We start from the raw sequence: 25,155 nt of genomic DNA, 5'->3' as shown, positions 1-25,155 counted from the left end.
GGGCGATTAGCTCAGTGGGAGAGCGCTTCGTTCACACCGAAGAGGTCACTGGTTCGAACCCAGTATCGCCCACCGGAAACAGCCGGTCCGTCTCAGACGGACCGGTTTTTTCATGCCCGCACCAGGTGCTCAGGCCGCCGCCGGCAGATCCGGACGCAGCGGCCAGGCCGGGTCGACCGATTCCTCCACGCCGCTGCGCGCGAACCACGCCTGGAGCCCCCGGGCCTGCGCCGCGTGCCACACCGCCTGGAGCGTGTGCAGCTCACCGGGGGCGAGGCGCTCCAGCCGCGACGCGAAACGGCGGCCCACCGCCCGCGTGACCTCCAGCGCCGCCACGGCGTCGGCCGCCGCGTCGTGCGCGCCCTCCAGGGCGACGCCGTAGTGCGCGCACAGATCGGTCAGGGTACGGCGGCCCTTGCGGTAGCGGTCCAGGTGCTTGTCCAGGACCCTCGGGTCGAGCACGCACAGCGGCGCCGACTCGAACCAGCGGCTCAGGGCCGAGGCGCGATGACGGCGCAACTCCCGGTCGAACAGGGTCAGATCGAACGGCGCGTTCATCACCACGACCGGGCGGCCGACCTGCGCCTGCTCCGCGAGCGCCTCCGCTATCTCGAACATCACCGGCGCCGGCCACCGGCCGTTGCGCTGCAGGTGTTCCTCCGTCAGCCCGTGCACCGCCGTCGCCTCGGCGGGCACCGGCACGCCCGGGTTCACCAGCCAGCGGCTGACCCGCGGCCGGATGCCCGGCGCGTCCTGGACGACGACGGCGGCCGACACGATGCGGTCGGTCTCGACGTCCACGCCCGTCGTCTCCGTGTCGAAGGCGGCCAGCGGCCCTTCATACCAGCACGTCGTCATAGCCACACAACCCCTCGTTCACCCTCGGCAGTTGACGCACCGTCCGCTGCCCGATCCGGTGATACCCGGCCTGTTTGCGCCGTACGCCGGACGGAGACAACAGGAGTACGGGTCCACGCAGTTCAACGGCCCGCACGGGGACCCACTTGTTCTGGAAGGCTGTTGGCCATGGCCATAGCGCAGCCCGAACGGGGCGGGCTGCTGCCCGAGCGCACGGCCCCCTCCCGCGGCACTCTCGCCACCACCGCCTGCATGGAGACACTCCAGGTCGGCTATCTGCACGCCGTCGCGGCCGCCGCCGGCTGCTCGCTCTCCCAGCCGTTCCCGGACAACGGCATCGACTGGCACGTCAGCCACAGCGCCCCCGGGCACACCGTCGACGACGAGGTGACCATCAAGGTGCAGCTCAAGGCCACGTACCAGGTGCCGCCCGACCCACCGGGCCGCACCTTCGCCTTCACGCTCGACAACGACCACCTGGCGAAGCTCGCCCGCACCCCCGTGTCGGTCCACAAGATCCTGGTGGTGATGCTGGTGCCGCGGTCCCAGGACGACTGGCTGCGCGCCGGCCACGACCGGCTCGACCTCAGGCACTGCTGCTACTGGACCAACCTCGCCGGCCAGCCGATCACCGGCCGCCGCCGCACCACCGTGCGGATACCGACTTCACGCATCTTCGACGACCGGGCGCTGTGCGAGATCATGACGCGGGTCGGGACGGGAGGGAAACCGTGACGCACCGCCCGACCGAGGAGCCACTGAGGCCCGTGCGGCCCCACCCCGTCGACACCACCTTCAGCGGCGCTCCGCCCGAGCCCGCGGACGTCGACCCGGCCGTACTCGGCGCCCTGCTCCGCCGGCACGGCTGGCGGCGGCGCGGCGGCGCCCCGGGCCGCTACGGCCGCTGGACCCCGCCCGGCCCCGGCGGCACCGGCACCAGCCTCCTCGTGCCCGAGAGCCGCGCCTTCCCCGACAGCGACGACCTGCTCGCCGAGGCCCTGCTCGCCCTGTCCCGCAGCGCCTCGCCCTCCGCCCGCGAGGTCCTGCTCTCCCTCGCCGTCCCCAGCGACGAGATCCGCTGGTGGCAGGACGTCCCCGCCGGGCCCGCCGGTGCGGCGCCCTGGACCGCCGAGGACCGGCTGCGCACCGCCGCCCGCCGGATGCTGCTCGCGGCGGCGCTCGCCACCCGCGCCCGCGCCGGCTACCACGGCGCCCGGCACCGCCGCTCCGCCGCCGCCTCCCTGGACCACGTCCTCGTCGGCTCCGCGACGGCCGGCCGGCTCACCGCCTTCGTGCCCGTCGCAGACGGCCGCCCTCTCGCCGTCCGCCTCCACCAGGCCCTGTACGCCGCCCGCGAGGCCATCGACTACCAGCGCGCCGCCGGCGGCATGGACGCCTTCGACGCCGCGGTCGAGGCCGGGGTGAGCCACGAGCTCACCGAGGCCCTCGTCGCCCTCGTCCGGGGCACGGAGGGCGCCCGGATCACCGTCGAGTGGGCCCCGGCCGCCGGTGTGCCGGAGGGCTGCGCGCCGTCCGCCGAGCCCGTCGAGTTCTCACCCGGTGACCTGCCCGTGCTGCGCGAGGCGGGCGCCCGCTACCTGCGCGAGGAACCCGCGGTACCGGTGCGGATCACGGGAGCGGTGACACGGATGCGCAGGTCGGGGCCGCGCGGCGAGGGCACCGTACGACTGCGCGTGCTGGCCGGGGCCGACGTACCGGACGTCCGGATCACCCTCGACGAGGAGGGGTACCGGATCGCCGGGCACGCCCACCTCGTCGGGCTGCCGGTGCGGGTCCAGGGACGGCTGGAGAGCCGGGGCGGCTTCCGGCGCCTGACCGGCGCCCACGGCGTCGTACCGGTGCAGGTCGACGACGCCGAGCGGGACCGCCTGATGAAGGCGCTCCAGGAGAACGCCGGGATGGCGGCCTTCTTCGAGGAGGCCTGCGGAGGGGACTGCGGGGACTGATTTCGCGGTGGACGGTCCGGGGTCGGTACGATCCATACTCGTGCGCGCGCTCCGGTATGGCGCCGCGACCCCACCTTCAGTCAGGAGAGACCGGTGTCAGACGTCCGTGTGATCATCCAGCGCGATTCCGAGCGGGAAGAACGCGTGGTGACGACGGGCACTACGGCCGCCGAGCTCTTCGCCGGCGAGCGCTCGGTCATCGCCGCGCGCGTGGGCGGCGAGCTCAAGGACCTGTCGTACGCCCTGACCGAGGGCGACGAGGTCGAGGGCGTCGAGATCTCCTCCGAGGACGGCCTGAACATCCTGCGCCACTCCACCGCGCACGTCATGGCGCAGGCCGTGCAGGAGCTCTTCCCCGAGGCCAAGCTCGGCATCGGCCCGCCCGTCAAGGACGGCTTCTACTACGACTTCGACGTCGAGAAGCCGTTCACGCCCGAGGATCTCAAGGCCATCGAGAAGAAGATGCAGGAGATCCAGAAGCGGGGGCAGAAGTTCGCCCGCCGCGTGGTCACCGACGAGGCCGCCCGCGAGGAGCTGGCCGGTGAGCCGTACAAGCTGGAGCTGATCGGCCTCAAGGGCTCCGCCTCCTCCGACGACGGCGCGGACGTCGAGGTCGGCGCCGGCGAGCTGACGATCTACGACAACCTGGACGCCAAGACCGGCGAGCTGTGCTGGAAGGACCTCTGCCGCGGTCCCCACCTGCCGTCGACCCGCGCGATCCCGGCGTTCAAGCTGATGCGCAACGCGGCCGCCTACTGGCGCGGCAGCGAGAAGAACCCCATGCTCCAGCGCATCTACGGCACCGCCTGGCCGACCAAGGACGAGCTGAAGGCGCACCTGGAGTTCCTCGCCGAGGCCGAGAAGCGCGACCACCGCAAGCTCGGCAGCGAGCTCGACCTGTTCTCCATCCCGGAGCAGATCGGCTCCGGCCTCGCTGTCTTCCACCCCAAGGGCGGCATCATCCGCCGGGTCATGGAGGACTACTCGCGGCGCCGCCACGAGGAAGAGGGCTACGAGTTCGTCTACACCCCGCACGCGACGAAGGGGAAGCTCTTCGAGACCTCGGGCCACCTGGACTGGTACGCCGACGGCATGTACCCGCCCATGCAGCTCGACGAGGGCGTGGACTACTACCTCAAGCCCATGAACTGCCCGATGCACAACCTGATCTTCGACGCGCGCGGGCGCTCCTACCGTGAGCTGCCGCTGCGCCTGTTCGAGTTCGGGACGGTGTACCGGTACGAGAAGTCGGGCGTCGTGCACGGCCTGACCCGGGCCCGCGGCTTCACCCAGGACGACGCGCACATCTACTGCACGCGCGAGCAGATGTCGGAGGAGCTCGACAAGACGCTCACCTTCGTCCTCGGCCTGCTGCGCGACTATGGCCTGACCGACTTCTACCTGGAGCTTTCCACCAAGGACCCGGAGAAGTTCGTCGGCTCCGACGAGGCCTGGGACGAGGCCACCGAGACGCTGCGGCAGGTCGCCGAGAAGCAGGGCCTGCCCCTGGTCCCGGACCCGGGCGGTGCCGCCTTCTACGGCCCGAAGATCTCCGTCCAGACCAAGGACGCCATCGGCCGCACCTGGCAGATGTCGACCATCCAGCTCGACTTCAACCTGCCGGAGCGCTTCGACCTGGAGTACACGGCCGCGGACGGCTCCAAGACCCGCCCGGTCATGATCCACCGCGCCCTGTTCGGCTCGATCGAGCGCTTCTTCGCGGTGCTCCTGGAGCACTACGCGGGCGCCTTCCCGGCGTGGCTGGCCCCGGTCCAGGCGGTCGGCATCCCGATCGGCGACGCGCACGTCGAGTACCTGGAGAAGTTCGCGGCGGCGGCCAGGAAGAAGGGCCTGCGCGTCGAGGTCGACTCCTCGTCCGACCGGATGCAGAAGAAGATCCGCAACGCCCAGAAGCAGAAGGTGCCCTTCATGGTCATCGCGGGCGACGAGGACATGTCCCACGGGTCCGTGTCCTTCCGCTACCGCGACGGCTCCCAGGAGAACGGCATCCCGATCGACGAGGCCATCGCGAAGATCCTCAAGGTCGTCGAGGAGCGCGCCCAGGTCTGACCGCACGGCGCGACCACGCCCTGAGCGAACCGCGCACGGGCCCCCGGGAGATCCCGGGGGCCTTTGCCGTACCCCCAGGTCGACGCCATATGCTGCACTGCATGACGAGTGAGCCGGAGCAGCAGCTGGGAGTGGGGACGCAGGACGCGTTCCAGCGTCTGTGGACGCCCCATCGGATGGCCTACATCCAGGGTGAGAACAAGCCGACCGGCCCGGGCGCCGGCGACGGCTGCCCCTTCTGCTCGATCCCGGCCAAGTCCGACGAGGACGGGCTGGTCGTCAGGCGCGGCGAGCAGGTCTACGCGGTGCTCAACCTGTACCCGTACAACGGCGGGCACCTGATGACCGTGCCCTACCGGCACGTCGCCGACTACACCGACCTGACGGCGGGGGAGACCGCCGAGCTCGGCGAGCTCACCAAGCAGGCGATGACGGCCTTGCGCACGGCGTCGGGCGCCCACGGCTTCAACATCGGCATGAACCAGGGCTCGGTCGCCGGCGCGGGCATCGCGGCACACCTGCACCAGCACATCGTGCCGAGGTGGGGCGGCGACACGAACTTCATGCCGGTGGTCGGCCACACGCGGGTGCTGCCGCAACTGCTGGCGGATACCCGGAAGATGCTGGCTGAGGCCTGGCCGACGGCCTAGCCTGCGGGCGCTCAGCCTGCGGGCAGTCGTGCCGCTGGGGCGGCACGGGTGGGCGCAGGCGGCACCTCGCAGCGCCGAGTTGCGCTATCCACCCCCTACCTCAGCGGCAACGCAGGGCACCTCAACAACTAGGCGTCATACACATCCGCCTTCTTCGGCGAAGCCTCCTGCACCGCTCCACTGAGCGCCGCCGACCTGGACCCGAACTTCTCCACGTCCACCCCGTTCTCCCGCAGCACCTTCAGCGCCGCAGCGTGCACCACCCGCAGCACAGGCGTCGCCGCCCGCAGCGCATCGTCCGCCATGAACCGATGCCGCCACGGCTGGTCCGCCCACGCGTGCCGCAGACCGAACGGCTCCGGGAGCGTCAGGCTCCCGCCCAGCCAGTTGAGCAGCGGCGGATACCAGGTCAGCGGGGCACGCGCGGCCAGCCGTACCACCTCGTCGGCGTCGATCAGGGGCATCTTCACGGTGCGGGTCTCCCAGAAGCGCAGAGACTTCTGGACCGTCTTCTCCTTGGCCGCCGGCTTCTCGTTGAACAGGGAGTTGACCGGCCCCAGCGCGTGCCCGGTGACCTCGATGCGCAGCGTGTCGTGCAGCACCGTCACCGTGATCAGCATCGTGATGACCAGGTGGCCGTCCCACAGGGTCCACTGCACACCCAGATAGTGCCGGTCGCCGCTGCCGAACTGCTGCTTGTTGCAGATGTCCTGTATGGCGTGCGTCCGCACCGTGTACGCGTCGACGTCCGCGCCGCTCGGCCGGGACACCTCCGTCGCCTTCTCGCCGATCGGTGTGACGATCCAGTGCGTGATGGACGGCTTGGGGAAGCCGCCGGTGTTGATGGACGTGCGCTCCAGCATGCCCAGGCCGCCCTGGATCGCCACGATGACGTCCCAGCTGCGGAACGGGTGGAAGTCCTTGCCCGGCTCGGCGGACACCAGCTCCTCGGCCAGCTGCCAGCTGCCCCACCGCGTGCCCATACCGAGTATGCCCTTGGGCCCGGCGTAGAAGACCGAGTTGGACCGCTGCTCGGCGCTCAGGCGCGCCAGCTCCTTGCGGACCTGCTCGGCCGCGTCGCCGGGGTTGCCCGGCACCGCCTCGGGGATCTTGGCGCCCACACCGCTGCCCGACAGCAGGCTCGACCAGCGCTCCCGCAGGTCCTGGGCCGTCCGCTCGCAGATCTGCTTGGCCCAGAACCACCCGACGACCGGCATGACGACCGCCGCGCGCGCGTACCAGGCCCAGAAGCCCGTGAACGGCATGCGGATCAGGAACAGCACGGCGAGCGCGCCCACGGCGACCAGCAGGGTCGTGGCGAGGACGCCGGCCCGCTTGTCCTCGCGCTTGGCCATGGTGGTGCGCAGCGTGAACACCAGCAGCCACACGAGGAAGCCCGGCAGGAAGAGCACCCCGCAGATCACCGTGATCGCCGACAGCCAGTTGTCGCGGTCGCGGCGGATGCGGTGGGCCGCCAGGCAGTGCTCCACGACGACCTGGGGCTCGATGCCGAAGGACTGGATGACCGGCTTGCGCCCGGCGCCCAGCATGCGGTCGATGACGGCGCGGGAGAAGGCCTCGCCGAACCTGGGGCGGAAGATCTTCGCCCAGGGGCGCGGAGGGGTCACCTTCGACTGGTGCCACTCGTTGTCGGCGTTCAGGATCTTGGTGACCTCGTCGTCCCGGTACGCCGCGGCGGCCAGAGCGTAGGTCGCCGCGGTCTGGCCGCTCGCACCCGCCAGAGGCACCTGGGCCCCTGGGCTGAAGTCAAATCCGTCCGTCACTGCCGCCCCCATCGCTGCCGCTTCCGCATCAAGCGGCCTTCCCGAGTTCCGCGCTCCGCACACCTGTTGATCAGGTCATCAGCGTATCCGCAGGCACCGACATCCGTCGGCGGGCGGTCCCGGTGACCGCCCGCCTGTGCGAAGGGAGCCCTCACGGGGGCCACTTGGCCCCCGCAGGCCCCAACTAGGAGGCCTTGCGCTCCTCCTCACGGATCCGGTCCGCGACCTGCTGCGGCATCGGCTCGTGCCGGGCGTACCGGCGGCTGAAGCGGGCCGTGCCGTGCGTCATCGACCGCAGGTCGATCGCGTACCGGCCGATCTCGATCTCGGGCACCTCGGCCCGGATCAGGGTGCGCCCGCCGGGTGTCTGCTCGGTGCCGAGCACCCGGCCGCGCCGCCCCGACAGGTCGCTCATCACGGCGCCCACGAAGTCGTCACCGACCAGCACCGACACCTCGGCCACCGGCTCCAGCAGATGGATCCTCGCGTCGGTCGCAGCCTCCCGCAGCGCGAGCGCCCCGGCCGTCTGGAACGCGGCGTCGGAGGAGTCCACCGAGTGCGCCTTGCCGTCCAGGAGGGTCACGCGCACGTCGATGAGCGGATATCCGGCGGCAACTCCCTTGGCGGCCTGGGCCCGTACGCCCTTCTCCACCGACGGGATGAACTGCCGGGGCACCGCGCCGCCGACGACCTTGTCCACGAACTCGATGCCCGAGCCGCCCGGCAGCGGCTCCACCTCGATCTCGCAGATGGCGAACTGCCCGTGCCCGCCGGACTGTTTGACGTGCCGGCCGCGCCCGGCCGCCTTGGTCGCGAACGTCTCGCGCAGGGACACCTTGTGCGGTACGACGTCGACCTGGACGCCGTAGCGGCTGCGCAGCCGCTCCAGGGCGACGTCCGCGTGCGCCTCGCCCAGGCACCACAGGACCACCTGGTGGGTGTCCTGGTTCTGTTCGAGCCGCATCGTCGGGTCCTCGGCCACCAGCCGGGCCAGGCCCTGCGAGAGCTTGTCCTCGTCCGGTTTGCTGTGCGCCTGGATGGCCAGCGGCAGCAGCGGGTCGGGCATCTGCCACGGCTCCATGAGCAGCGGGTCGTCCTTGGCGGACAGGGTGTCCCCGGTCTCGGCGCGGCTGAGCTTGGCCACGCACGCCAGGTCACCGGCGATCACGTGCGACACCGGGCGCTGCTGTTTGCCGAACGGCGTGGACAGGGCGCCGATCCGCTCGTCGACGTCGTGGTCCTCGTGCCCGCGGTCGGCCAGGCCGTGCCCGGAGACGTGGACCGTCTGGTCGGCGCGCAGGGTGCCGGAGAAGACGCGGATCAGCGACAGCCGGCCGACGTACGGGTCCGAGGAGGTCTTCACGACCTCCGCGACCAGCGGCGCGTCCGGGTCGCACGGCTTGAGCTCGCGCGGCGTGCCGTCGACCGTCGTCACCTGCACCGTCTCGTGCTCCAGCGGCGTGGGGAAGCCCCGGGTGATCAGCTCCAGCAGCTCCACCGTGCCGAGCCCCTGCCGGGAGCCCTCGGTCGCGGGGGCGGCGGCCAGGACGGGGAAGAAGACCCCGCGTGCGACGGCCCGCTCCAGGTCCTCGATCAGGGTCTTGACCTCGACCGGTTCCCCGCCGAGGTAGCGGTCCATGAGGGTCTCGTCCTCGCTCTCCGAGATGATCCCCTCGATCAGCCGGTTGCGGGCCTCCTCGATCAGCGGCAGCTGGTCCTCGCCCGGCTCCGACTCCTTGCGTTCGCCCGTCGAGTAGTCGAACAGCTTCTGCGACAGCAACCCGATCAGGCCGGTCACGGGAGCGTGCCCGTCCGGCGCCTGCGGGCCGTGCAGCGGCAGGTAGAGCGGCAGGACCGCGTCGGGGTCGTCCGCGCCGAAGGCCTCCGCGCAGATCCGGGTCATCCCCTCGAAGTCGGCGCGCGCCGCCTCCAGGTGCGTGACCACGATGGCCCGGGGCATGCCCACGGCCGCGCACTCCTCCCACACCATGCGGGTCGAGCCGTCCACGCCGTCCGAGGCCGAGACGACGAAGAGGGCCGCGTCCGCCGCGCGCAGACCGGCCCTGAGCTCACCGACGAAGTCGGCGTATCCGGGGGTGTCCAGGAGATTGACCTTGATGCCGTCCCACTCGACGGGCACCAGGGAGAGCTGCACCGAGCGCTGCTGCCGGTGCTCGATCTCGTCGTAGTCGGAGACGGTGCCGCCGTCCTCCACGCGGCCCGCCCGGTTCATTGCCCCCGCCGTGAGCGCGAGGGCCTCCACCAACGTGGTCTTGCCCGATCCGGAGTGGCCGACCAGCACCACATTCCGTACGGACTGGGGGTGGTCGGCCGCCTGTGCCCTGCCGGCGGCCCCAGGGTGTGTCTGTGCCTTGTCGCCCATGATCCTGCCTCCCGTGCACGGTGAGGTCACTGTGGGCGCGGACACGCGGGATCCGCGTGCGGTGCGGCTCCGGCGACGCCCGCGGTCATTCGACCTTCCCACTCCTGTCACGGTGCGTCCATACGAAGGACGTGATCGCGCCCCGCCCCGCGCACCGGTGCGCCGTGACACGGGCCTCGGGTCCCGCCCGTCGCCCGCACGCGCGCGTGGCTACGATGGGCCAGCCGGTGGCCAGCAGGGGCCAGACGGCGACACCGACCCTCGGGAAGGCCATGCTGAACAAGTACGCGCGTGCATTCTTCACGCGTGTTCTCACACCGTTCGCCGCGTTTCTGATCCGGCGGGGCGTCAGCCCCGACACCGTCACGCTCATCGGCACCGCCGGTGTGGTCGCGGGCGCGCTGGTCTTCTACCCCATGGGCGAGTTCTTCTGGGGCACGGTCGTGATCACGCTGTTCGTCTTCTCCGACCTGGTCGACGGCAACATGGCCCGCCAGCTCGGCCGCTCCAGCCGCTGGGGCGCCTTCCTGGACTCCACGCTCGACCGGGTCGCCGACGGCGCGATCTTCGGCGGCTTCATCCTCTGGTACGCCGGCGGGGGCGACGACCTCGTCCTGTGTGCCGTCTCGATCTTCTGCCTGGCCAGTGGCCAGGTGGTGTCGTACACCAAGGCCCGCGGCGAGTCGATCGGCCTGCCGGTCGCCGTCAACGGGCTGGTCGAGCGGGCCGAGCGGCTGGTGATCTCCCTGGTCGCCGCCGGGCTCGCGGGCCTGCACAAGTTCGGCGTGCCCGGCATCCAGTACCTGCTGCCGGTCGCCCTGTGGATCGTCGCCGTGGGCAGTCTCGTCACGCTGATCCAGCGGGTCGTCACGGTCCGCCGCGAGTCCGCGGAGGCCGAGGCCGCGACAGCCGCGCAGGACGACGCCCCGCAGGACAATGAGGGCAAGCAGCACAACGCCTCCCACGGGAGCGAGGCGGCCACGTGAGCGCACAGGACCGGTTGACGGACGCGCTGTACGGACTCGGGTGGAGCACCGTCAAGAAGCTCCCCGAGCCGGTCGCCGTACGGCTCGGGAACACCATCGCCGACCTCGCCTGGAAGCAGCGCGGCAAGGGCGTACAGCGGCTGGAGAGCAACTACGCGCGCGTGGTTCCCGGCGCGAGCCCCGAGCGCCTCGCCGAGCTCTCGCGCGCGGGCATGCGGTCCTACCTGCGCTACTGGATGGAGTCCTTCCGCCTCCCCGCCTGGAGCGAGGAGCGGATCATCAACGGCTTCGACCCCAAGGACCTGCACCACCTGACCGAGGGCCTGGCCGCCGGCAAGGGCGTCGTACTCGCCCTGCCCCACCTGGCCAACTGGGACCTCGCCGGCGCCTGGGTCACCACGAAGCTGGGCATCCCGTTCACGACGGTCGCCGAGCGTCTGAAGCCGGAGACGCTGTACGACCGGTTCGTCGCCTACCGCGAGGGCCTCGGCATGGAGGTCCTGCCGCACAGCGGCGGCACCGCCTTCGGCACCCTGGCCCGGCGGCTGCGCGACGGCGGCCTGGTCTGCCTGGTCGCCGACCGTGACCTGTCCGCCTCCGGCGTCGAGGTCGGCTTCTTCGGCGACACGGCCCGGATGCCGGCCGGCCCGGCCCTGCTCGCCCAGCAGACGGGCGCCCAGCTGCTCCCCGTCACCCTCTGGTACGACGACTCGCCCGTGATGCGCGGCCGGGTCCACCCGCCCGTGGAGGTGCCCGAGTCGGGCACGCGCGCCGAGAGGACGTCCGTCATGACACAGGCGCTGGCCGACGCCTTCGCCTCCGGGATCGCCGACCACCCGGAGGACTGGCACATGCTGCAGCGCCTGTGGCTCGCGGACCTCGACCCTGCGAAGGGGCCATCGTGAGGATCGGCATCGTCTGCCCGTACTCCTGGGACGTACCGGGCGGCGTCCAGTTCCACATCCGGGACCTGGCCGAGTACTTCATCCGGCTGGGCCACGAGGTGTCCGTCCTCGCCCCGGCCGACGACGACACCCCCCTGCCGCCGTACGTCGTCTCGGCCGGGCGCGCGGTTCCGGTGCCGTACAACGGCTCGGTGGCCCGGCTGAACTTCGGCTTCCTGAGCGCCGCCCGGGTGCGCCGCTGGCTGCACGAGGGCGCGTTCGACGTCATCCACATCCATGAGCCGACCTCGCCCTCGCTGGGCCTGCTGACCTGCTGGGCCGCCCGGGGGCCGATCGTCGCCACGTTCCACACGTCCAACCCGCGCTCCCGGGCCATGATCGCCGCGTACTCCATCCTCCAGGCCGCCCTGGAGAAGATCAGCGCGCGGATCGCGGTGAGCGAGTACGCCCGCCGCACGCTGGTGGAGCACCTCGGCGGGGACGCGGTGGTGATCCCCAACGGCGTCGACGTCGACTTCTTCGCCAAGGCCGAGCCCAAGGCCGAGTGGCAGGGCGAGACGATCGGCTTCATGGGGCGCATCGACGAGCCCCGCAAGGGCCTGCCGGTGCTGATGAAGGCCCTGCCGAAGATCCTCGCGGCCCGTCCGCGGGCCCGGCTGCTGGTCGTCGGGCGCGGTGACGAGGAGGAGGCGGTGGAGTCACTGCCCTCCGAGCTGCGCTCCCGCGTCGAGTTCCTCGGCATGGTCAGCGACGAGGACAAGGCCCGCTTCCTGCGCAGCGTCGACCTGTACGTCGCCCCCAACACCGGCGGCGAGAGCTTCGGGATCATCCTGGTCGAGGCCATGTCCGCCGGAGCCCCCGTCCTCGCCTCCGACCTGGACGCCTTCGCCCAGGTCCTGGACCGGGGCGAGGCCGGGGAGCTGTTCCCCAACGAGGACGCCGACGCCCTGGCCGACGCGGCCGTACGCCTGCTGGACGACCCGGGCCGCCGCGCGGAACTGCGCGAGCGGGGCAGCGCCCATGTGCGCCGCTTCGACTGGGCCACCGTCGGCGCGGACATCCTGTCCGTCTACGAGACGGTGACGGCGGGCGCGGCGGCGGTGGCCGAGGACGAGCGGACGACCGGGCTGTGGGGCCGGCTCGGGCTGGCCCGGGACTGACCGGGCACACGGCCGTATGAGCAGGCACCGGTAGCCTCTGGGCCGTGACCGCAACCCTCATCTGGATCCTCGTCGCCCTCGTGGTGATCGGCCTGTACCTGAGCTGGACGGCCGGGCGGCTGGACCGGCTGCACGCGCGCATCGACGCGGCCCGCGCCGCACTCGACGCACAGCTGCTGCGCCGTGCCTCCGTCGCCCAGGAACTGGCCACCTCGGGGGTGCTCGATCCGGCCGCCTCGATCGTCCTCTACGAGGCCGCGCACGCCGCCCGTCAGGCGGAGGAGGAGCAGCGGGAGGTCGCCGAGAGCGAGCTGAGCCAGGCGTTGCGGGCGGTGTTCGGCGAGGTCCAGCAGGTGGAGGCGGTGCGGGAGGCGCCCGGGGGCGAGGAGGCCGCCGAGGAGCTCGCGCAGGCGGTGCGGCGCGTCCCGATGGCCCGCCGCTTCCACAACGACGCCGTACGGGCCGCCCGTGCCCTGCGCCGGCACCGCAAGGTGCGCTGGTTCCGGCTGGCGGGCCACGCCCCGTTCCCCCTGGCCTTCGAAATGGACGACGAGCCTCCGGCGGCCCTGGCGGACCGGGCCGCCTGAGCCCCCGGTTCACGCCCCGTTCCCCGGCCGTCCCCGGGCCGTCTCCGGAAAAGGATCCACAGCGTTCCCATTGGCCCTTGCTGTGGCCTGGTCCCCTCGCGTTTCCTCGGTGCTGCAGAATCCCCTCTCCGTAGCGAGGTCACCCGTGTCCACCACGTCCCCCAACTCCCAGGCCCCCGAGACCGGCACCGCCCGTGTGAAGCGCGGTATGGCCGAGCAGCTCAAGGGCGGCGTCATCATGGACGTCGTCACGCCGGAGCAGGCGAAGATCGCCGAGGACGCGGGCGCCGTCGCCGTCATGGCCCTGGAGCGTGTCCCCGCCGACATCCGCAAGGACGGCGGCGTGGCCCGTATGTCCGACCCGGACATGATCGAGGGCATCATCGACGCCGTCTCGATCCCGGTGATGGCCAAGTCCCGCATCGGTCACTTCGTCGAGGCCCAGGTGCTGCAGTCCCTCGGCGTCGACTACATCGACGAGTCCGAGGTCCTCACCCCGGCCGACGAGGTCAACCACTCCGACAAGTGGGCCTTCACCACGCCGTTCGTCTGCGGCGCCACCAACCTGGGCGAGGCCCTGCGCCGCATCGCCGAGGGCGCCGCGATGATCCGCTCCAAGGGCGAGGCCGGTACCGGCAACGTCGTCGAGGCCGTCCGCCACCTGCGCCAGATCAAGAACGAGATCGCCAAGCTGCGCGGCTTCGACAACAACGAGCTGTACGCCGCCACCAAGGAGCTGCGCGCCCCGTACGAGCTCGTGCGCGAGGTCGCCGAACTCGGCAAGCTCCCGGTCGTGCTGTTCTCCGCCGGTGGCGTCGCCACCCCGGCCGACGCCGCCCTGATGCGCCAGCTCGGCGCCGAGGGCGTCTTCGTCGGCTCCGGCATCTTCAAGTCCGGCGACCCGGCCAAGCGTGCCGCCGCCATCGTGAAGGCCACCACCTTCTACGACGACCCGAAGATCATCGCGGACGCGTCCCGCAACCTCGGCGAGGCCATGGTCGGCATCAACTGCGACACCCTCCCCGAGACCGAGCGCTACGCCAACCGCGGCTGGTAACCCCATGAGCACTCCTGTCATAGGCGTCCTGGCCCTCCAGGGCGACGTACGGGAGCACCTCGTCGCCCTGGCCGCGGCCGATGCCGTGGCCAGGCCGGTGCGGCGCCCCGAAGAACTCGCCGAGGCGGACGGCCTCGTCATCCCCGGCGGCGAGTCCACCACCATCTCCAAGCTGGCGGTGCTGTTCGGCCTGATGGACCCGCTCCGCGCGCGCGTGCGGGACGGCATGCCCGTCTACGGCACCTGCGCCGGCATGATCATGCTCGCCGACAAGATCCTCGACCCGCGCTCGGGCCAGGAGACCGTCGGCGGCATCGACATGATCGTGCGCCGCAACGCCTTCGGCCGGCAGAACGAGTCCTTCGAGGCGGCCGTCGACGTCAAGGGCGTCGAGGGCGACCCCGTGGAGGGCGTCTTCATCCGCGCCCCCTGGGTCGAGTCCGTCGGCGCCCGGGCCGAGGTGCTCGCCGAGCACGACGGCCACATCGTCGCCGTCCGCCAGGGCAACGCTCTAGCCACGTCGTTCCACCCGGAACTGACCGGAGACCACCGCGTGCACGCCCTGTTCGTCGACATGGTGCGCGCGAACCGGACGGCCGAGTCCTTGTAGGATTCCTGCGTTCGTTGCTGAGATGGGTTACGCGAAGGAGACAGGCAGATGTCCGGCCACTCTAAATGGGCCACGACGAAGCACAAGAAGGCCGTCATCGATGCCAAGCGCGGCAAGCTCTTCGCGAAGCTGATCAAGAACATCGAGGTGGCGGCCCGGATGGGCGGCGCCGACCCCGAAGGCAACCCGACGCTCTACGACGCCATCCAGAAGGCGAAGAAGTCGTCGGTCCCCAACAAGAACATCGACTCCGCGGTCAAGCGCGGCGCGGGCCTGGAGGCCGGCGGCGCCGACTACGAGACGATCATGTACGAGGGCTACGGCCCGAACGGTGTCGCCGTGCTCATCGAGTGCCTCACCGACAACCGCAACCGCGCCGCCTCCGAGGTCCGTGTCGCCATGACCCGCAACGGCGGCTCCATGGCCGACCCGGGCTCGGTGTCGTACCTGTTCAACCGCAAGGGCGTCGTGATCGTCCCCAAGGGCGAGCTGACCGAGGACGACGTGCTGGCCGCCGTGCTGGACGCGGGCGCCGAAGAGGTCAACGACCTCGGCGAGAGCTTCGAGGTCCTCAGCGAGGCCACCGACCTGGTCGCGGTCCGCACCGCCCTCCAGGACGCCGGCATCGACTACGACTCCGCCGACGCCAACTTCGTCCCGACCATGCAGGTCGAGCTGGACGAGGAGGGCGCCAAGAAGATCTTCAAGCTGATCGACGCGCTGGAGGACAGCGACGACGTGCAGAACGTCTTCGCCAACTTCGACGTCAGCGACGAGGTCATGGAGAAGGTCGGCGCGTAACGCCGCCGCGGGCTCCGCGGAACCCAACGGGCCGACGGGACACACCCCGTCGGCCCGTCGCGTTGTCGGTGGCACCCGATAGCCTGCAGGAACAGGCGATCGAGAGGGAGGGCGCGTGCGCGTTCTGGGGGTGGACCCGGGCCTGACCCGGTGCGGTGTCGGTGTGGTCGAGGGCGTCGCCGGACGGCCGCTCACCATGATCGGCGTCGGCGTCGTCCGCACACCGGCGGACGCGGACCTTGGCCACCGCCTCGTCGCCATCGAGCAGGGCATCGAACAGTGGCTGGACGAGCACCGGCCGGAGTTCGTCGCCGTCGAGCGCGTCTTCAGCCAGCACAACGTCCGTACGGTGATGGGCACCGCCCAGGCCAGCGCCGTCGCCCTGCTGTGCGCCTCCCGCCGCGGCATCCCCGTGGCGCTGCACACGCCGAGCGAGGTCAAGGCCGCCGTCACCGGCAGCGGCCGGGCCGACAAGGCCCAGGTGGGCGCCATGGTCACCCGCCTGCTCCGCCTCAGCGCACCGCCCAAGCCCGCCGACGCGGCCGACGCCCTCGCCCTGGCCATCTGCCACATCTGGCGCGCCCCCGCGCAGAACCGACTCCAGCAGGCCGTCGCCCTGCACACATCGAAAGGCCGTACGGCATGATCGCCTTCGTCAGCGGCACCGTCGCCGCGCTCGCCCCCGACGCCGCGGTCGTCGAGGTCGGCGGCGTCGGCATGGCCGTCCAGTGCACGCCGAACACGCTGTCCACGCTGCGCATGGGCCAGCCCGCCAAGCTGCACACCTCCCTCGTCGTACGGGAGGACTCACTGACCCTGTACGGCTTCGCGGACGACGACGAGCGGCAGACCTTCGAGCTGCTCCAGACGGCCAGCGGCGTCGGCCCCCGGCTCGCCCAGGCCATGCTCGCCGTGCACAGCCCGGACGCCCTGCGCCGGGCCGTGGCCACCGCTGACGAGAAGGCGCTCACCGCCGTCCCCGGCATCGGCAAGAAGGGCGCCCAGAAGCTGCTCCTGGAGCTGAAGGACCGCCTCGGCGAGCCGGTCGGCGCCCCCGCCGTCGGTACGGCCGTCAGCGCGGGCTGGCGCGACCAGCTGCACGCCGCCCTGATCGGCCTCGGCTACGCGACCCGGGAGGCCGACGAGGCCGTGACCGCCGTCGCCCCGCAGGCCGAGGCCGCCGAGGGCACGCCTCAGGTGGGACAGCTGCTGAAGGCGGCCCTGCAGACCCTGAACCGCGCCCGATGATCCGTACCGAGACTCCGAGGCACACTCCATGAACTGGGACGACACGACCGACGCCGATGCCGCCGAGCGGCTGGTGGACTCCGTCGCCGACCGTGAGGACCAGGCCGTCGAGGCCGCCCTGCGCCCCAAGGATCTGGGCGAGTTCATCGGCCAGGAGAAGGTCCGCGAGCAGCTTGACCTCGTCCTGCGCGCCGCACGCGCGCGGGGCGCCACCGCCGACCACGTGCTGCTCTCCGGCGCCCCCGGGCTCGGCAAGACCACCCTGTCGATGATCATCGCGGCCGAGATGGGCGCCCCCATCCGCATCACGTCGGGCCCCGCCATTCAGCACGCCGGAGACCTCGCCGCGATCCTCTCCTCCCTCCAGGAGGGCGAGGTCCTCTTCCTCGACGAGATCCACCGCATGTCCCGGCCCGCCGAGGAGATGCTGTACATGGCGATGGAGGACTTCCGCGTCGACGTCATCGTCGGCAAGGGCCCCGGCGCCACCGCCATCCCGCTGGAGCTGCCCCCCTTCACCCTGGTCGGCGCCACCACCCGCGCGGGCCTGCTGCCGCCCCCGCTGCGCGACCGCTTCGGCTTCACCGCCCACATGGAGTTCTACGAACCGGCCGAACTGGAGCGGGTCATCCACCGCTCCGCGGACCTCCTCGAAGTCGAGATCGAGCCGGACGGCGCCGCCGAGATCGCCGGCCGCTCCCGCGGCACGCCCCGCATCGCCAACCGCCTGCTGCGCCGCGTCCGGGACTACGCGCAGGTCAAGGCCGACGGCCTGATCACCAGGGACATCGCGGCGGCCGCCCTCGCCGTCTACGAGGTGGACGCCCGCGGCCTGGACCGCCTCGACCGGGGCGTGCTGGAAGCCCTGCTCAAGCTGTTCGGCGGCGGCCCGGTCGGCTTGTCCACGCTCGCGGTCGCGGTGGGGGAGGAGCGCGAGACCGTCGAGGAGGTGGCCGAGCCCTTCCTGGTACGGGAGGGCCTGCTGGCCCGCACCCCGCGCGGCCGGGTCGCCACCCCCGCCGCATGGGCGCATCTCGGCCTCACGCCGCCCCGCTCCCAGACCGCGGGAAACGGACAACAGGACCTGTTCGGGGCGTGACGGCGTCGTCACCGCTCCGGCACGGCGAGGCCAGTGGCAGGAGCAGGAACCCCGGTGCCATGCTGAGCGTTGTTCCATGCGCGCGGACTCGCTTAGACTCCGCCGATGCCGCCTTTGTCGGCGGCGTACACACCCCCAACCATCTGGCCGCTCACAGCGCGGTCGTGTGAAGGAAGTACCGACCCGTGAGTCTCCTGACCCTCCTCCCGTTCATCGTGCTCATCGGGGCCATGTTCCTGATGACCCGATCGGCCAAGAAGAAGCAGCAGCAGGCCGTGGAGATGCGGAACCAAATGCAGCCCGGCAGCGGTATCCGCACCATCGGGGGCATGTACGCCACCGTCAAGGAGGTGAACGAGGACACCGTCCTCGTCGACGCCGGTCCGGGCGTCGAGCTCCTCTTCGCCAAGAACTCCATCGGCGCCGTCCTCACCGACGACGAGTACAACCGCATCGTCCACGGCGTCGAGCACGACCTGAAGTCCGACGCCGACCTCGTTCCGGACGACGCCTCCTCCCTCACCGAGACCGGCGACTCCGCAGCCGACGCCACCGCTGACGACAAGGCCGTCGACCTCGGCAAGAAGGACGCGGCCGACGAGCCGGCCGACGACGCCCCGGCCGGCGAGGCGAAGACGGACGAAGAGCCGAAGAAGACCGACGGCGACTCCGAGGCGAAGTAGTCGCGTCCCGGGGTGCGCGGGCCGGGCCCGCGCACCCCGGGACACGACCGGCTCGCACGGAATCCCGACACCATGTCATGGCCGCCCGTCCGCCGATCCGGAGCGCGGCGGCCCGAGAGGGAGTACGAGAAGGTGGCCACACCTAAAAAGGGCCGGAGCGCGAGCGCCCAGAGCAAGCCGGGGCGCTCGCTGGCCCTGATCCTGATCGCCATCGCGGCGCTCACCGGTGGGATGTTCGCCTCGGGACACACGACACCGCGCCTCGGCATCGACCTGGCCGGCGGTACGAGCATCACGCTCGAGGCGGTTCCCGAGGCCGGCAACGAGGCGGCGATCAACAAGACCAACATGGACACCGCCGTCTCCATCATGGAGCGCCGTGTCAATGGTCTGGGCGTCTCCGAGGCCGAGGTCCAGACGCAGGGTCGGGACAACATCATCGTCAACATCCCCAAGGGCACGAACTCCGAGCAGGCCCGCAAGCAGGTCGGCACCACCGCCAAGCTCTACTTCCGCCCGGTCATCGCCACGGAGGTCTCCGGCGGCGCCGGCGCGGCCAGCCCCTCGCCGAGCCCCACGGGAAGCCCCTCGGACAAGCCGTCCGGCCAGGCCACCGACAAGCCCGAGGCCACGGACAAGGGCTCCGCCTCCCCGTCCGCCTCGCCCACCACGCAGGGCCGCGCGGTCACGGACGCGCTGAAGGCCGACGCGACGCCGTCGGCGAGCGCCTCGGACAAGGCGAAGGCCAGCCCCTCCCCGTCCGCGTCCGGCGGCGCCGCCGCCGACGCGAGCAAGCTCCAGGAGCAGTACGCCAAGCTCGACTGCACCAACGCGAAGACCCGCTCCGCCGTGGGCGACGGTGTCAAGGCCTCCCAGCCCACCCTGGCCTGCGGCAAGAACTCGCAGGGTCAGTGGCAGAAGTACATCCTCGGCCCCGCCGAGGTCGACGGCACCGACGTCGACAAGGCCCAGGCCGTCCTGAACACCCAGAGCGGTGCCGGCTGGACGGTCACGATGGACTTCACCGACGGGGGCGGCAAGAAGTTCGCGGACATCACCGGCAAGCTGGCCAAGAACCAGTCGCCGCAGAACCAGTTCGCGATCGTCCTCGACGGCGACGTGGTCTCCGACCCGTACGTGCGGCAGGCGCTGACCGGTGGCAACGCGGAGATCTCCGGCAACTTCAACCAGCAGTCCGCCCAGGACCTCGCCAATATGCTGAGCTACGGTGCGCTGCCGCTGACCTTCCGGGAGGACAGCGTTTCGACCGTCACCGCCGCGCTCGGCGGTGACCAGCTGAAGGCCGGTCTGATCGCCGGCGCGATCGGTCTCGCGCTGGTCGTCATCTACCTGCTGCTCTACTACCGCGGCCTGGCGTTCATCGCGATCCTCTCGCTGCTGGTCTCCGCCGCCCTGACCTACACGATCATGGCGCTGCTCGGCCCGACCATCAATTTCGCGCTGAACCTGCCGGCCGTGTGCGGTGCCATCGTCGCGATCGGCATCACGGCGGACTCGTTCATCGTGTACTTCGAACGCGTCCGCGACGAGATCCGGGAGGGCCGCTCGCTGCGTCCCGCCGTCGAGCGGGCCTGGCCGCGCGCCCGGCGCACCATCCTGGTCTCCGACTTCGTGTCGTTCCTCGCCGCCGCGGTGCTCTTCATCGTGACCGTCGGCAAGGTCCAGGGCTTCGCGTTCACGCTCGGCCTGACCACCCTGCTCGACGTGGTCGTCGTGTTCCTCTTCACCAAGCCGCTGCTGACGCTGATGGCCCGCCGCCCGTTCTTCGCGAACGGCCACAAGTGGTCCGGCCTCGACCCGAAGGGCCTGGGTGCGAAGCCCCCGCTGCGCCGCACCCGCCGCCCCGCCGCCCCCGTCGACACCAAGGAGGCCTGAGATGTCGAAACTCGGCACCCTCGGCGCCCGACTGCACCGTGGCGAGGTCGGCTACGACTTCGTCAAGAACCGCAAGATCTGGTACGGGCTCTCCATCCTGATCACCATCACGGCCATCGTCGGCCTGGCGGTCCGCGGCCTGAACATGGGCATCGAGTTCCAGGGCGGGGCCGTCTTCAACACCCCGAAGAACACCAGTGCCTCGGTGTCCCAGGCGGAGACGTACGCGGAAGAGGCCTCCGGCCACGACGCGATCGTCCAGAAGCTCGGCGACGGCAGCCTGCGCATCCAGGTGGCCGGCATCGACACCGGCGCGGCCGACAAGATCAAGGACAAGCTCTCCGACGACCTCAAGATCGACAAGGAGCAGATCAACGCCGAACTGGTCGGCCCCAGCTGGGGTGACCAGATCGCCGGCAAGGCCTGGCAGGGCCTCGGCATCTTCCTGGTCCTCGTGGTGCTCTACCTGGCGATCGCCTTCGAGTGGCGGATGGCGCTGGCCGCGTTCGTCGCCCTGATCCACGACATCACCATCACGGTCGGCATCTACGCCCTGGTCGGCTTCGAGGTCACACCGGGCACGGTGATCGGTCTGCTGACCATCCTCGGCTACTCGCTCTACGACACGGTCGTGGTCTTCGACAGCCTCAAGGAACAGACCAAGGACATCACCAAGCAGACCCGCTGGACCTACAGCGACGTCGCCAACCGCTCGATCAACAGCACCCTGGTCCGCTCCATCAACACCACGGTGGTCGCGCTGCTGCCGGTCGCGGGCCTGCTGTTCATCGGCGGCGGTGTCCTCGGCGCCGGCATGCTGAACGACATCTCGCTGTCGCTGTTCGTCGGCCTCGCCGCCGGTGCGTACTCCTCGATCTTCATCGCCACGCCGCTCGTCGCCGACCTCAAGGAGCGCGAGCCGCAGCTGAAGGCCCTCAGGAAGCGCGTCCTCGCCAAGCGGGCCCAGTCCGGTGCCCAGGGCGGGACCGAGCCCCAGGGCACCGACGAGTCGTACGACGGCGAGCCCGAGGACGCGGCACCCGCGGTCGTCGGCCCCCGCAACCAGCCCGCGTCCCGCACCCGGGGCCGTGGCCGTCCCTCGGGGAAGCGCCGATGACCGACATCAGGGAGCTGCTGCTCAGCCGCATCAGGGACGTGGCGGACTACCCGGAGCCGGGCGTGATGTTCAAGGACATCACCCCGCTCCTGGCGGACCCGGCGGCGTTCACCGCGCTCACCGACGCCCTCGCCGAGATCGCCGAGCGCACCGGTGCCACCAAGGTCGTCGGCCTGGAGGCCCGGGGCTTCATCCTCGGCGCCCCGGTCGCCGTCCGCGCCGGCCTCGGCTTCATCCCCGTACGCAAGGCGGGCAAGCTCCCCGGAGCCACCCTCGGCCAGGCCTACGACCTGGAGTACGGCTCGGCGGAGATCGAGGTGCACGCCGAGGACCTGACCGCCGACGACCGCGTCCTGATCGTCGACGACGTCCTCGCCACCGGCGGCACCGCCGAGGCCTCGGTCCAGCTCATCCGCCGGGCCGGCGCCGAGGTCGCGGGCCTCGCCGTCCTCATGGAGCTCGGCTTCCTCAGCGGCCGCGCCCGCCTGGAGCCGGCTCTGAACGGCGCCCCGCTGGAGGCGCTGCTCACGGTCTAGAAACCCCACCGCAGAGCGCCGTACACCGGCACGACAGCGCGGAGGCGGGCCCGGAGGAATCCGGTGCCCGCCTCCCGTGTTTCTCGGGTAGACGGTCCTCACATTGGCCTGAAGGCGATCCTGGGGCCCAGGATGGCTACCATGGGGTCTCCGGAGCCTGACCGGGGGACCCGGATCGCGCACGAGGAGCCCTCTTGCCAGACGAGGCCCAGCACCTGACCGCCGCCAAGCCCGAGTCCGCCTCGGCAGCCGCGGCCAAGCCCGCGCCGAACGCGCCCCACGCGAAGAACGACACCCGCGGGCCGGTCGAGCACGCCCAGTCGGCGCCGGTCGACAAGCCCGCCGAGCAGGCGCGCCCCAAGCCCGCCCCGCCCGTGCGGCAGGCCTCCGGTCAGCCGGCCCGTACCGGCTCCTCCAACCGTGTCCGCGCCCGCCTGGCCCGCCTCGGCGTCCAGCGCGCGAACCCGTACAACCCGGTGCTGGAGCCGTTGCTGCGGATAGTGCGCAGCAACGACCCGAAGATCGAGACGTCGACGCTCCGCCAGATCGAGCGCGCCTACCAGGTCGCCGAGCGCTGGCACCGCGGCCAGAAGCGCAAGAGCGGCGACCCGTACATCACGCACCCCCTCGCGGTGACGACCATCCTCGCCGAGCTGGGCATGGATCCGGCCACCCTGATGGCGGGCCTGCTGCACGACACGGTCGAGGACACCGAGTACGGCCTGGACGACCTGCGCCGCGACTTCGGCGACGTCGTCACCCTGCTCGTCGACGGCGTCACCAAGCTGGACAAGGTCAAGTTCGGCGAGGCCGCGCAGGCCGAGACCGTGCGCAAGATGGTCGTCGCCATGGCCAAGGACCCGCGCGTCCTGGTCATCAAGCTCGCCGACCGCCTGCACAACATGCGCACCATGCGCTACCTCAAGCGCGAGAAGCAGGAGAAGAAGGCGCGCGAGACCCTGGAGATCTACGCGCCGCTCGCCCACCGCCTGGGCATGAACACCATCAAGTGGGAGCTGGAGGACCTCGCCTTCGCGATCCTCTACCCCAAGATGTACGACGAGATCGTCCGCCTGGTCGCCGAGCGCGCCCCGAAGCGCGACGAGTACCTCGCCATCGTCACCGACGAGGTGCAGCAGGACCTGCGGGCGGCCCGCATCAAGGCGACCGTCACCGGCCGTCCGAAGCACTACTACAGCGTCTACCAGAAGATGATCGTCCGCGGCCGGGACTTCGCGGAGATCTACGACCTGGTGGGCATCCGCGTCCTCGTGGACACCGTCCGCGACTGCTACGCGGCCCTCGGCACGGTGCACGCGCGATGGAACCCGGTCCCCGGCCGGTTCAAGGACTACATCGCGATGCCCAAGTTCAACATGTACCAGTCGCTGCACACGACGGTCATCGGCCCCGGCGGCAAACCGGTCGAACTCCAGATCCGCACGTTCGACATGCACCGCCGCGCCGAGTACGGCATCGCCGCGCACTGGAAGTACAAGCAGGAGGCCGTCGCCGGCGCCTCCAAGGTGCGCACGGACGCGCCCAAGTCCTCCGGCAAGGACAAGGACGCCATCAACGACATGGCGTGGCTGCGGCAGCTGCTGGACTGGCAGAAGGAGACCGAGGACCCCGGCGAGTTCCTGGAGTCGCTGCGCTTCGACCTCTCCCGCAACGAGGTCTTCGTCTTCACCCCCAAGGGCGACGTCATAGCGCTCCCCGCGGGTGCCACTCCGGTGGACTTCGCCTACGCGGTCCACACCGAGGTCGGCCACCGCACCATAGGCGCCCGGGTCAACGGCCGGCTGGTTCCGCTGGAATCCACCCTCGACAACGGCGATCTGGTCGAGGTCTTCACCTCCAAGGCATCCGGCGCCGGTCCCTCCCGCGACTGGCTCGGCTTCGTCAAGTCACCGCGCGCCCGCAACAAGATCCGCGCCTGGTTCTCCAAGGAGCGCCGCGACGAGGCGATCGAGCAGGGCAAGGACGCCATCGTCCGCGCCATGCGCAAGCAGAACCTGCCGATCCAGCGCATCCTGACCGGCGACTCCCTGGTGACCCTCGCGCACGAGATGCGTTACGCGGACATCTCCGCGCTGTACGCGGCGATCGGCGAGGGCCATGTCTCCGCGCAGAACATCGTGCAGAAACTCGTCCAGGCCCTCGGCGGCGAGGAGGCCGCCACCGAGGAGATCGACGAGTCGATCCCGCCGGCCCGCGGCCGCAGCCGCAAGCGCCGCTCCAGCGCCGACCCGGGCGTCGTCGTCAAGGGCGTCGAGGACGTGTGGGTCAAGCTGGCCCGCTGCTGTACGCCCGTCCCCGGCGACCCCATCATGGGCTTCGTCACGCGCGGCAGCGGCGTATCGGTTCACCGCACCGACTGCGTCAACGTCGACTCGCTGTCCCGCGAGCCCGAGCGCGTCCTCGAAGTCGAGTGGGCGCCCACCCAGTCCTCGGTCTTCCTGGTCGCCATCCAGGTGGAGGCCCTGGACCGCTCCCGGCTTCTCTCGGACGTCACCCGCGTCCTGTCCGACCAGCACGTCAACATCCTCTCCGCGGCCGTCCAGACCTCCCGCGACCGCGTCGCCACCTCCCGCTTCACCTTCGAGATGGGCGACCCGAAGCACCTCGGCCATGTGCTGAAGGCGGTCCGGGGCGTGGAGGGCGTCTACGACGTGTACCGGGTGACGTCGGCGCGCAGCAGGTCGTAACGGCTCGCCGCGACCACGCGAAAAGCGACCACGCGAAAAGGGCCCCGTAC

Annotated in this window: 22 protein-coding genes and 1 tRNA gene; 20 read left to right on the top strand and 3 right to left on the bottom strand. The window is 71.1% G+C overall.

Annotation, left to right across the window (positions count from 1 at the left end):
• Nucleotides 1–72, top strand: a tRNA-Val gene (locus QF034_RS07015).
• Between the two features lie 57 nt (nucleotides 73–129).
• Here the strand turns inward: QF034_RS07015 and QF034_RS07010 are convergent.
• Nucleotides 130–858, bottom strand: coding sequence for a 3'-5' exonuclease (locus tag QF034_RS07010; RefSeq protein ID WP_307174106.1), 729 nt, complete (start codon nucleotides 856–858; stop codon nucleotides 130–132).
• A 168-nt stretch (nucleotides 859–1,026) separates the two neighbouring features.
• Between QF034_RS07010 and QF034_RS07005 the strand changes: the two genes are divergently transcribed.
• The 4 genes from QF034_RS07005 (at nucleotide 1,027) to QF034_RS06990 (ending at nucleotide 5,545) form a co-directional block, all read left to right on the top strand.
• Nucleotides 1,027–1,593: a DUF4365 domain-containing protein gene (locus QF034_RS07005; RefSeq protein WP_086561752.1), complete on the top strand. Its 567-nt coding sequence runs from the start codon at nucleotides 1,027–1,029 to the stop codon at nucleotides 1,591–1,593.
• A complete protein-coding gene (locus QF034_RS07000; protein ID WP_307174105.1) occupies nucleotides 1,590–2,825 on the top strand; it encodes a hypothetical protein in 1,236 nt (411 codons plus the stop codon). The genes QF034_RS07005 and QF034_RS07000 overlap by 4 nt, the downstream gene beginning before the upstream one ends.
• Nucleotides 2,826–2,918: 93 nt before the next feature.
• A complete protein-coding gene (gene thrS, locus QF034_RS06995) occupies nucleotides 2,919–4,895 on the top strand; it encodes a threonine--tRNA ligase (RefSeq protein WP_307174104.1) in 1,977 nt (658 codons plus the stop codon).
• Between the two features lie 89 nt (nucleotides 4,896–4,984).
• Nucleotides 4,985–5,545 (top strand): HIT family protein, encoded by a 561-nt coding sequence (locus QF034_RS06990; protein WP_307174103.1) that lies wholly within the window; start codon nucleotides 4,985–4,987, stop codon nucleotides 5,543–5,545.
• 128 nt (nucleotides 5,546–5,673) lie between these two features.
• On the opposite strand, the gene QF034_RS06985 is transcribed toward QF034_RS06990, so the two are convergent.
• Nucleotides 5,674–7,341, bottom strand: coding sequence for an AbeC-like domain-containing protein (locus QF034_RS06985; RefSeq protein ID WP_307174102.1), 1,668 nt, complete (start codon nucleotides 7,339–7,341; stop codon nucleotides 5,674–5,676).
• A gap of 172 nt (nucleotides 7,342–7,513) precedes the next feature.
• Complete coding sequence (locus QF034_RS06980) at nucleotides 7,514–9,712, bottom strand: elongation factor G-like protein EF-G2 (RefSeq protein ID WP_307174101.1); 2,199 nt, start codon at nucleotides 9,710–9,712, stop codon at nucleotides 7,514–7,516.
• 215 nt (nucleotides 9,713–9,927) lie between these two features.
• On the opposite strand from QF034_RS06980, the gene pgsA reads away from it, so the two are divergent.
• From pgsA to relA, 15 genes are all read left to right on the top strand, one after another.
• Nucleotides 9,928–10,698, top strand: a complete 771-nt coding sequence (pgsA, locus tag QF034_RS06975; protein WP_307179821.1) for a phosphatidylinositol phosphate synthase — start codon at nucleotides 9,928–9,930, stop codon at nucleotides 10,696–10,698.
• Entirely contained in the window at nucleotides 10,695–11,603 is a 909-nt protein-coding gene (locus tag QF034_RS06970; protein ID WP_307174100.1) for a phosphatidylinositol mannoside acyltransferase, read from the top strand. The genes pgsA and QF034_RS06970 overlap by 4 nt, the downstream gene beginning before the upstream one ends.
• Nucleotides 11,600–12,763 (top strand): glycosyltransferase family 4 protein, encoded by a 1,164-nt coding sequence (locus QF034_RS06965; protein WP_307174099.1) that lies wholly within the window; start codon nucleotides 11,600–11,602, stop codon nucleotides 12,761–12,763. Before QF034_RS06970 ends, QF034_RS06965 begins: the two co-directional genes overlap by 4 nt.
• A 44-nt stretch (nucleotides 12,764–12,807) precedes the next feature.
• Complete coding sequence (locus QF034_RS06960) at nucleotides 12,808–13,350, top strand: LemA family protein (protein WP_306968626.1); 543 nt, start codon at nucleotides 12,808–12,810, stop codon at nucleotides 13,348–13,350.
• A gap of 145 nt (nucleotides 13,351–13,495) precedes the next feature.
• On the top strand, nucleotides 13,496–14,407 hold the full coding sequence (gene pdxS / locus QF034_RS06955; RefSeq protein WP_307174098.1) for a pyridoxal 5'-phosphate synthase lyase subunit PdxS: 912 nt from the start codon (nucleotides 13,496–13,498) through the stop codon (nucleotides 14,405–14,407).
• Between the two features lie 4 nt (nucleotides 14,408–14,411).
• On the top strand, nucleotides 14,412–15,017 hold the full coding sequence (pdxT, locus tag QF034_RS06950) for a pyridoxal 5'-phosphate synthase glutaminase subunit PdxT (protein ID WP_307174097.1): 606 nt from the start codon (nucleotides 14,412–14,414) through the stop codon (nucleotides 15,015–15,017).
• Between the two features lie 48 nt (nucleotides 15,018–15,065).
• Nucleotides 15,066–15,818, top strand: coding sequence for a YebC/PmpR family DNA-binding transcriptional regulator (locus QF034_RS06945; protein WP_086561764.1), 753 nt, complete (start codon nucleotides 15,066–15,068; stop codon nucleotides 15,816–15,818).
• A gap of 115 nt (nucleotides 15,819–15,933) precedes the next feature.
• Nucleotides 15,934–16,464, top strand: a complete 531-nt coding sequence (gene ruvC, locus QF034_RS06940; RefSeq protein WP_307174096.1) for a crossover junction endodeoxyribonuclease RuvC — start codon at nucleotides 15,934–15,936, stop codon at nucleotides 16,462–16,464.
• Nucleotides 16,461–17,066 carry a Holliday junction branch migration protein RuvA gene (gene ruvA / locus QF034_RS06935; RefSeq protein ID WP_086561766.1) on the top strand — a complete coding sequence of 202 codons (606 nt, stop codon included), beginning with the start codon at nucleotides 16,461–16,463 and terminating at the stop codon, nucleotides 17,064–17,066. The genes ruvC and ruvA overlap by 4 nt, the downstream gene beginning before the upstream one ends.
• A 28-nt stretch (nucleotides 17,067–17,094) precedes the next feature.
• Nucleotides 17,095–18,165 carry a Holliday junction branch migration DNA helicase RuvB gene (ruvB, locus tag QF034_RS06930; protein WP_307174095.1) on the top strand — a complete coding sequence of 357 codons (1,071 nt, stop codon included), beginning with the start codon at nucleotides 17,095–17,097 and terminating at the stop codon, nucleotides 18,163–18,165.
• 185 nt (nucleotides 18,166–18,350) lie between these two features.
• Nucleotides 18,351–18,848, top strand: a complete 498-nt coding sequence (gene yajC, locus QF034_RS06925) for a preprotein translocase subunit YajC (protein ID WP_307174094.1) — start codon at nucleotides 18,351–18,353, stop codon at nucleotides 18,846–18,848.
• A gap of 132 nt (nucleotides 18,849–18,980) precedes the next feature.
• On the top strand, nucleotides 18,981–20,744 hold the full coding sequence (gene secD / locus QF034_RS06920; protein WP_307174093.1) for a protein translocase subunit SecD: 1,764 nt from the start codon (nucleotides 18,981–18,983) through the stop codon (nucleotides 20,742–20,744).
• A 1-nt stretch (nucleotide 20,745) separates the two neighbouring features.
• Nucleotides 20,746–21,861 carry a protein translocase subunit SecF gene (gene secF, locus QF034_RS06915; protein ID WP_307174092.1) on the top strand — a complete coding sequence of 372 codons (1,116 nt, stop codon included), beginning with the start codon at nucleotides 20,746–20,748 and terminating at the stop codon, nucleotides 21,859–21,861.
• Complete coding sequence (locus tag QF034_RS06910; protein WP_307174091.1) at nucleotides 21,858–22,397, top strand: adenine phosphoribosyltransferase; 540 nt, start codon at nucleotides 21,858–21,860, stop codon at nucleotides 22,395–22,397. Before secF ends, QF034_RS06910 begins: the two co-directional genes overlap by 4 nt.
• A 194-nt stretch (nucleotides 22,398–22,591) precedes the next feature.
• Nucleotides 22,592–25,105, top strand: coding sequence for a GTP pyrophosphokinase (gene relA / locus QF034_RS06905; RefSeq protein ID WP_307174090.1), 2,514 nt, complete (start codon nucleotides 22,592–22,594; stop codon nucleotides 25,103–25,105).
• Nucleotides 25,106–25,155: the final 50 nt, after the last annotated feature.

This window comes from Streptomyces africanus, from assembly GCF_030816955.1.
Lineage (GTDB): Bacteria > Actinomycetota > Actinomycetes > Streptomycetales > Streptomycetaceae > Streptomyces > Streptomyces africanus.
The sequence above is the reverse complement of the archived record's forward strand: the minus strand, read 5'-3'. Positions and strand labels throughout refer to the sequence as shown.

Coding starts and splice junctions, on each gene's coding strand:
- QF034_RS06980 (WP_307174101.1), bottom strand. CDS start 9,712: ATGGGCGACAAGGCACAGACACACCCTGGGGCCGCCGGCAGGGCACAG.
- QF034_RS06910 (WP_307174091.1), top strand. CDS start 21,858: ATGACCGACATCAGGGAGCTGCTGCTCAGCCGCATCAGGGACGTGGCG.
- QF034_RS07010 (WP_307174106.1), bottom strand. CDS start 858: ATGACGACGTGCTGGTATGAAGGGCCGCTGGCCGCCTTCGACACGGAG.
- pdxT (WP_307174097.1), top strand. CDS start 14,412: ATGAGCACTCCTGTCATAGGCGTCCTGGCCCTCCAGGGCGACGTACGG.
- QF034_RS06990 (WP_307174103.1), top strand. CDS start 4,985: ATGCTGCACTGCATGACGAGTGAGCCGGAGCAGCAGCTGGGAGTGGGG.
- QF034_RS06945 (WP_086561764.1), top strand. CDS start 15,066: ATGTCCGGCCACTCTAAATGGGCCACGACGAAGCACAAGAAGGCCGTC.
- ruvB (WP_307174095.1), top strand. CDS start 17,095: ATGAACTGGGACGACACGACCGACGCCGATGCCGCCGAGCGGCTGGTG.
- pgsA (WP_307179821.1), top strand. CDS start 9,928: ATGGGCCAGCCGGTGGCCAGCAGGGGCCAGACGGCGACACCGACCCTC.
- ruvA (WP_086561766.1), top strand. CDS start 16,461: ATGATCGCCTTCGTCAGCGGCACCGTCGCCGCGCTCGCCCCCGACGCC.
- secF (WP_307174092.1), top strand. CDS start 20,746: ATGTCGAAACTCGGCACCCTCGGCGCCCGACTGCACCGTGGCGAGGTC.
- QF034_RS07005 (WP_086561752.1), top strand. CDS start 1,027: ATGGCCATAGCGCAGCCCGAACGGGGCGGGCTGCTGCCCGAGCGCACG.
- QF034_RS06985 (WP_307174102.1), bottom strand. CDS start 7,341: ATGGGGGCGGCAGTGACGGACGGATTTGACTTCAGCCCAGGGGCCCAG.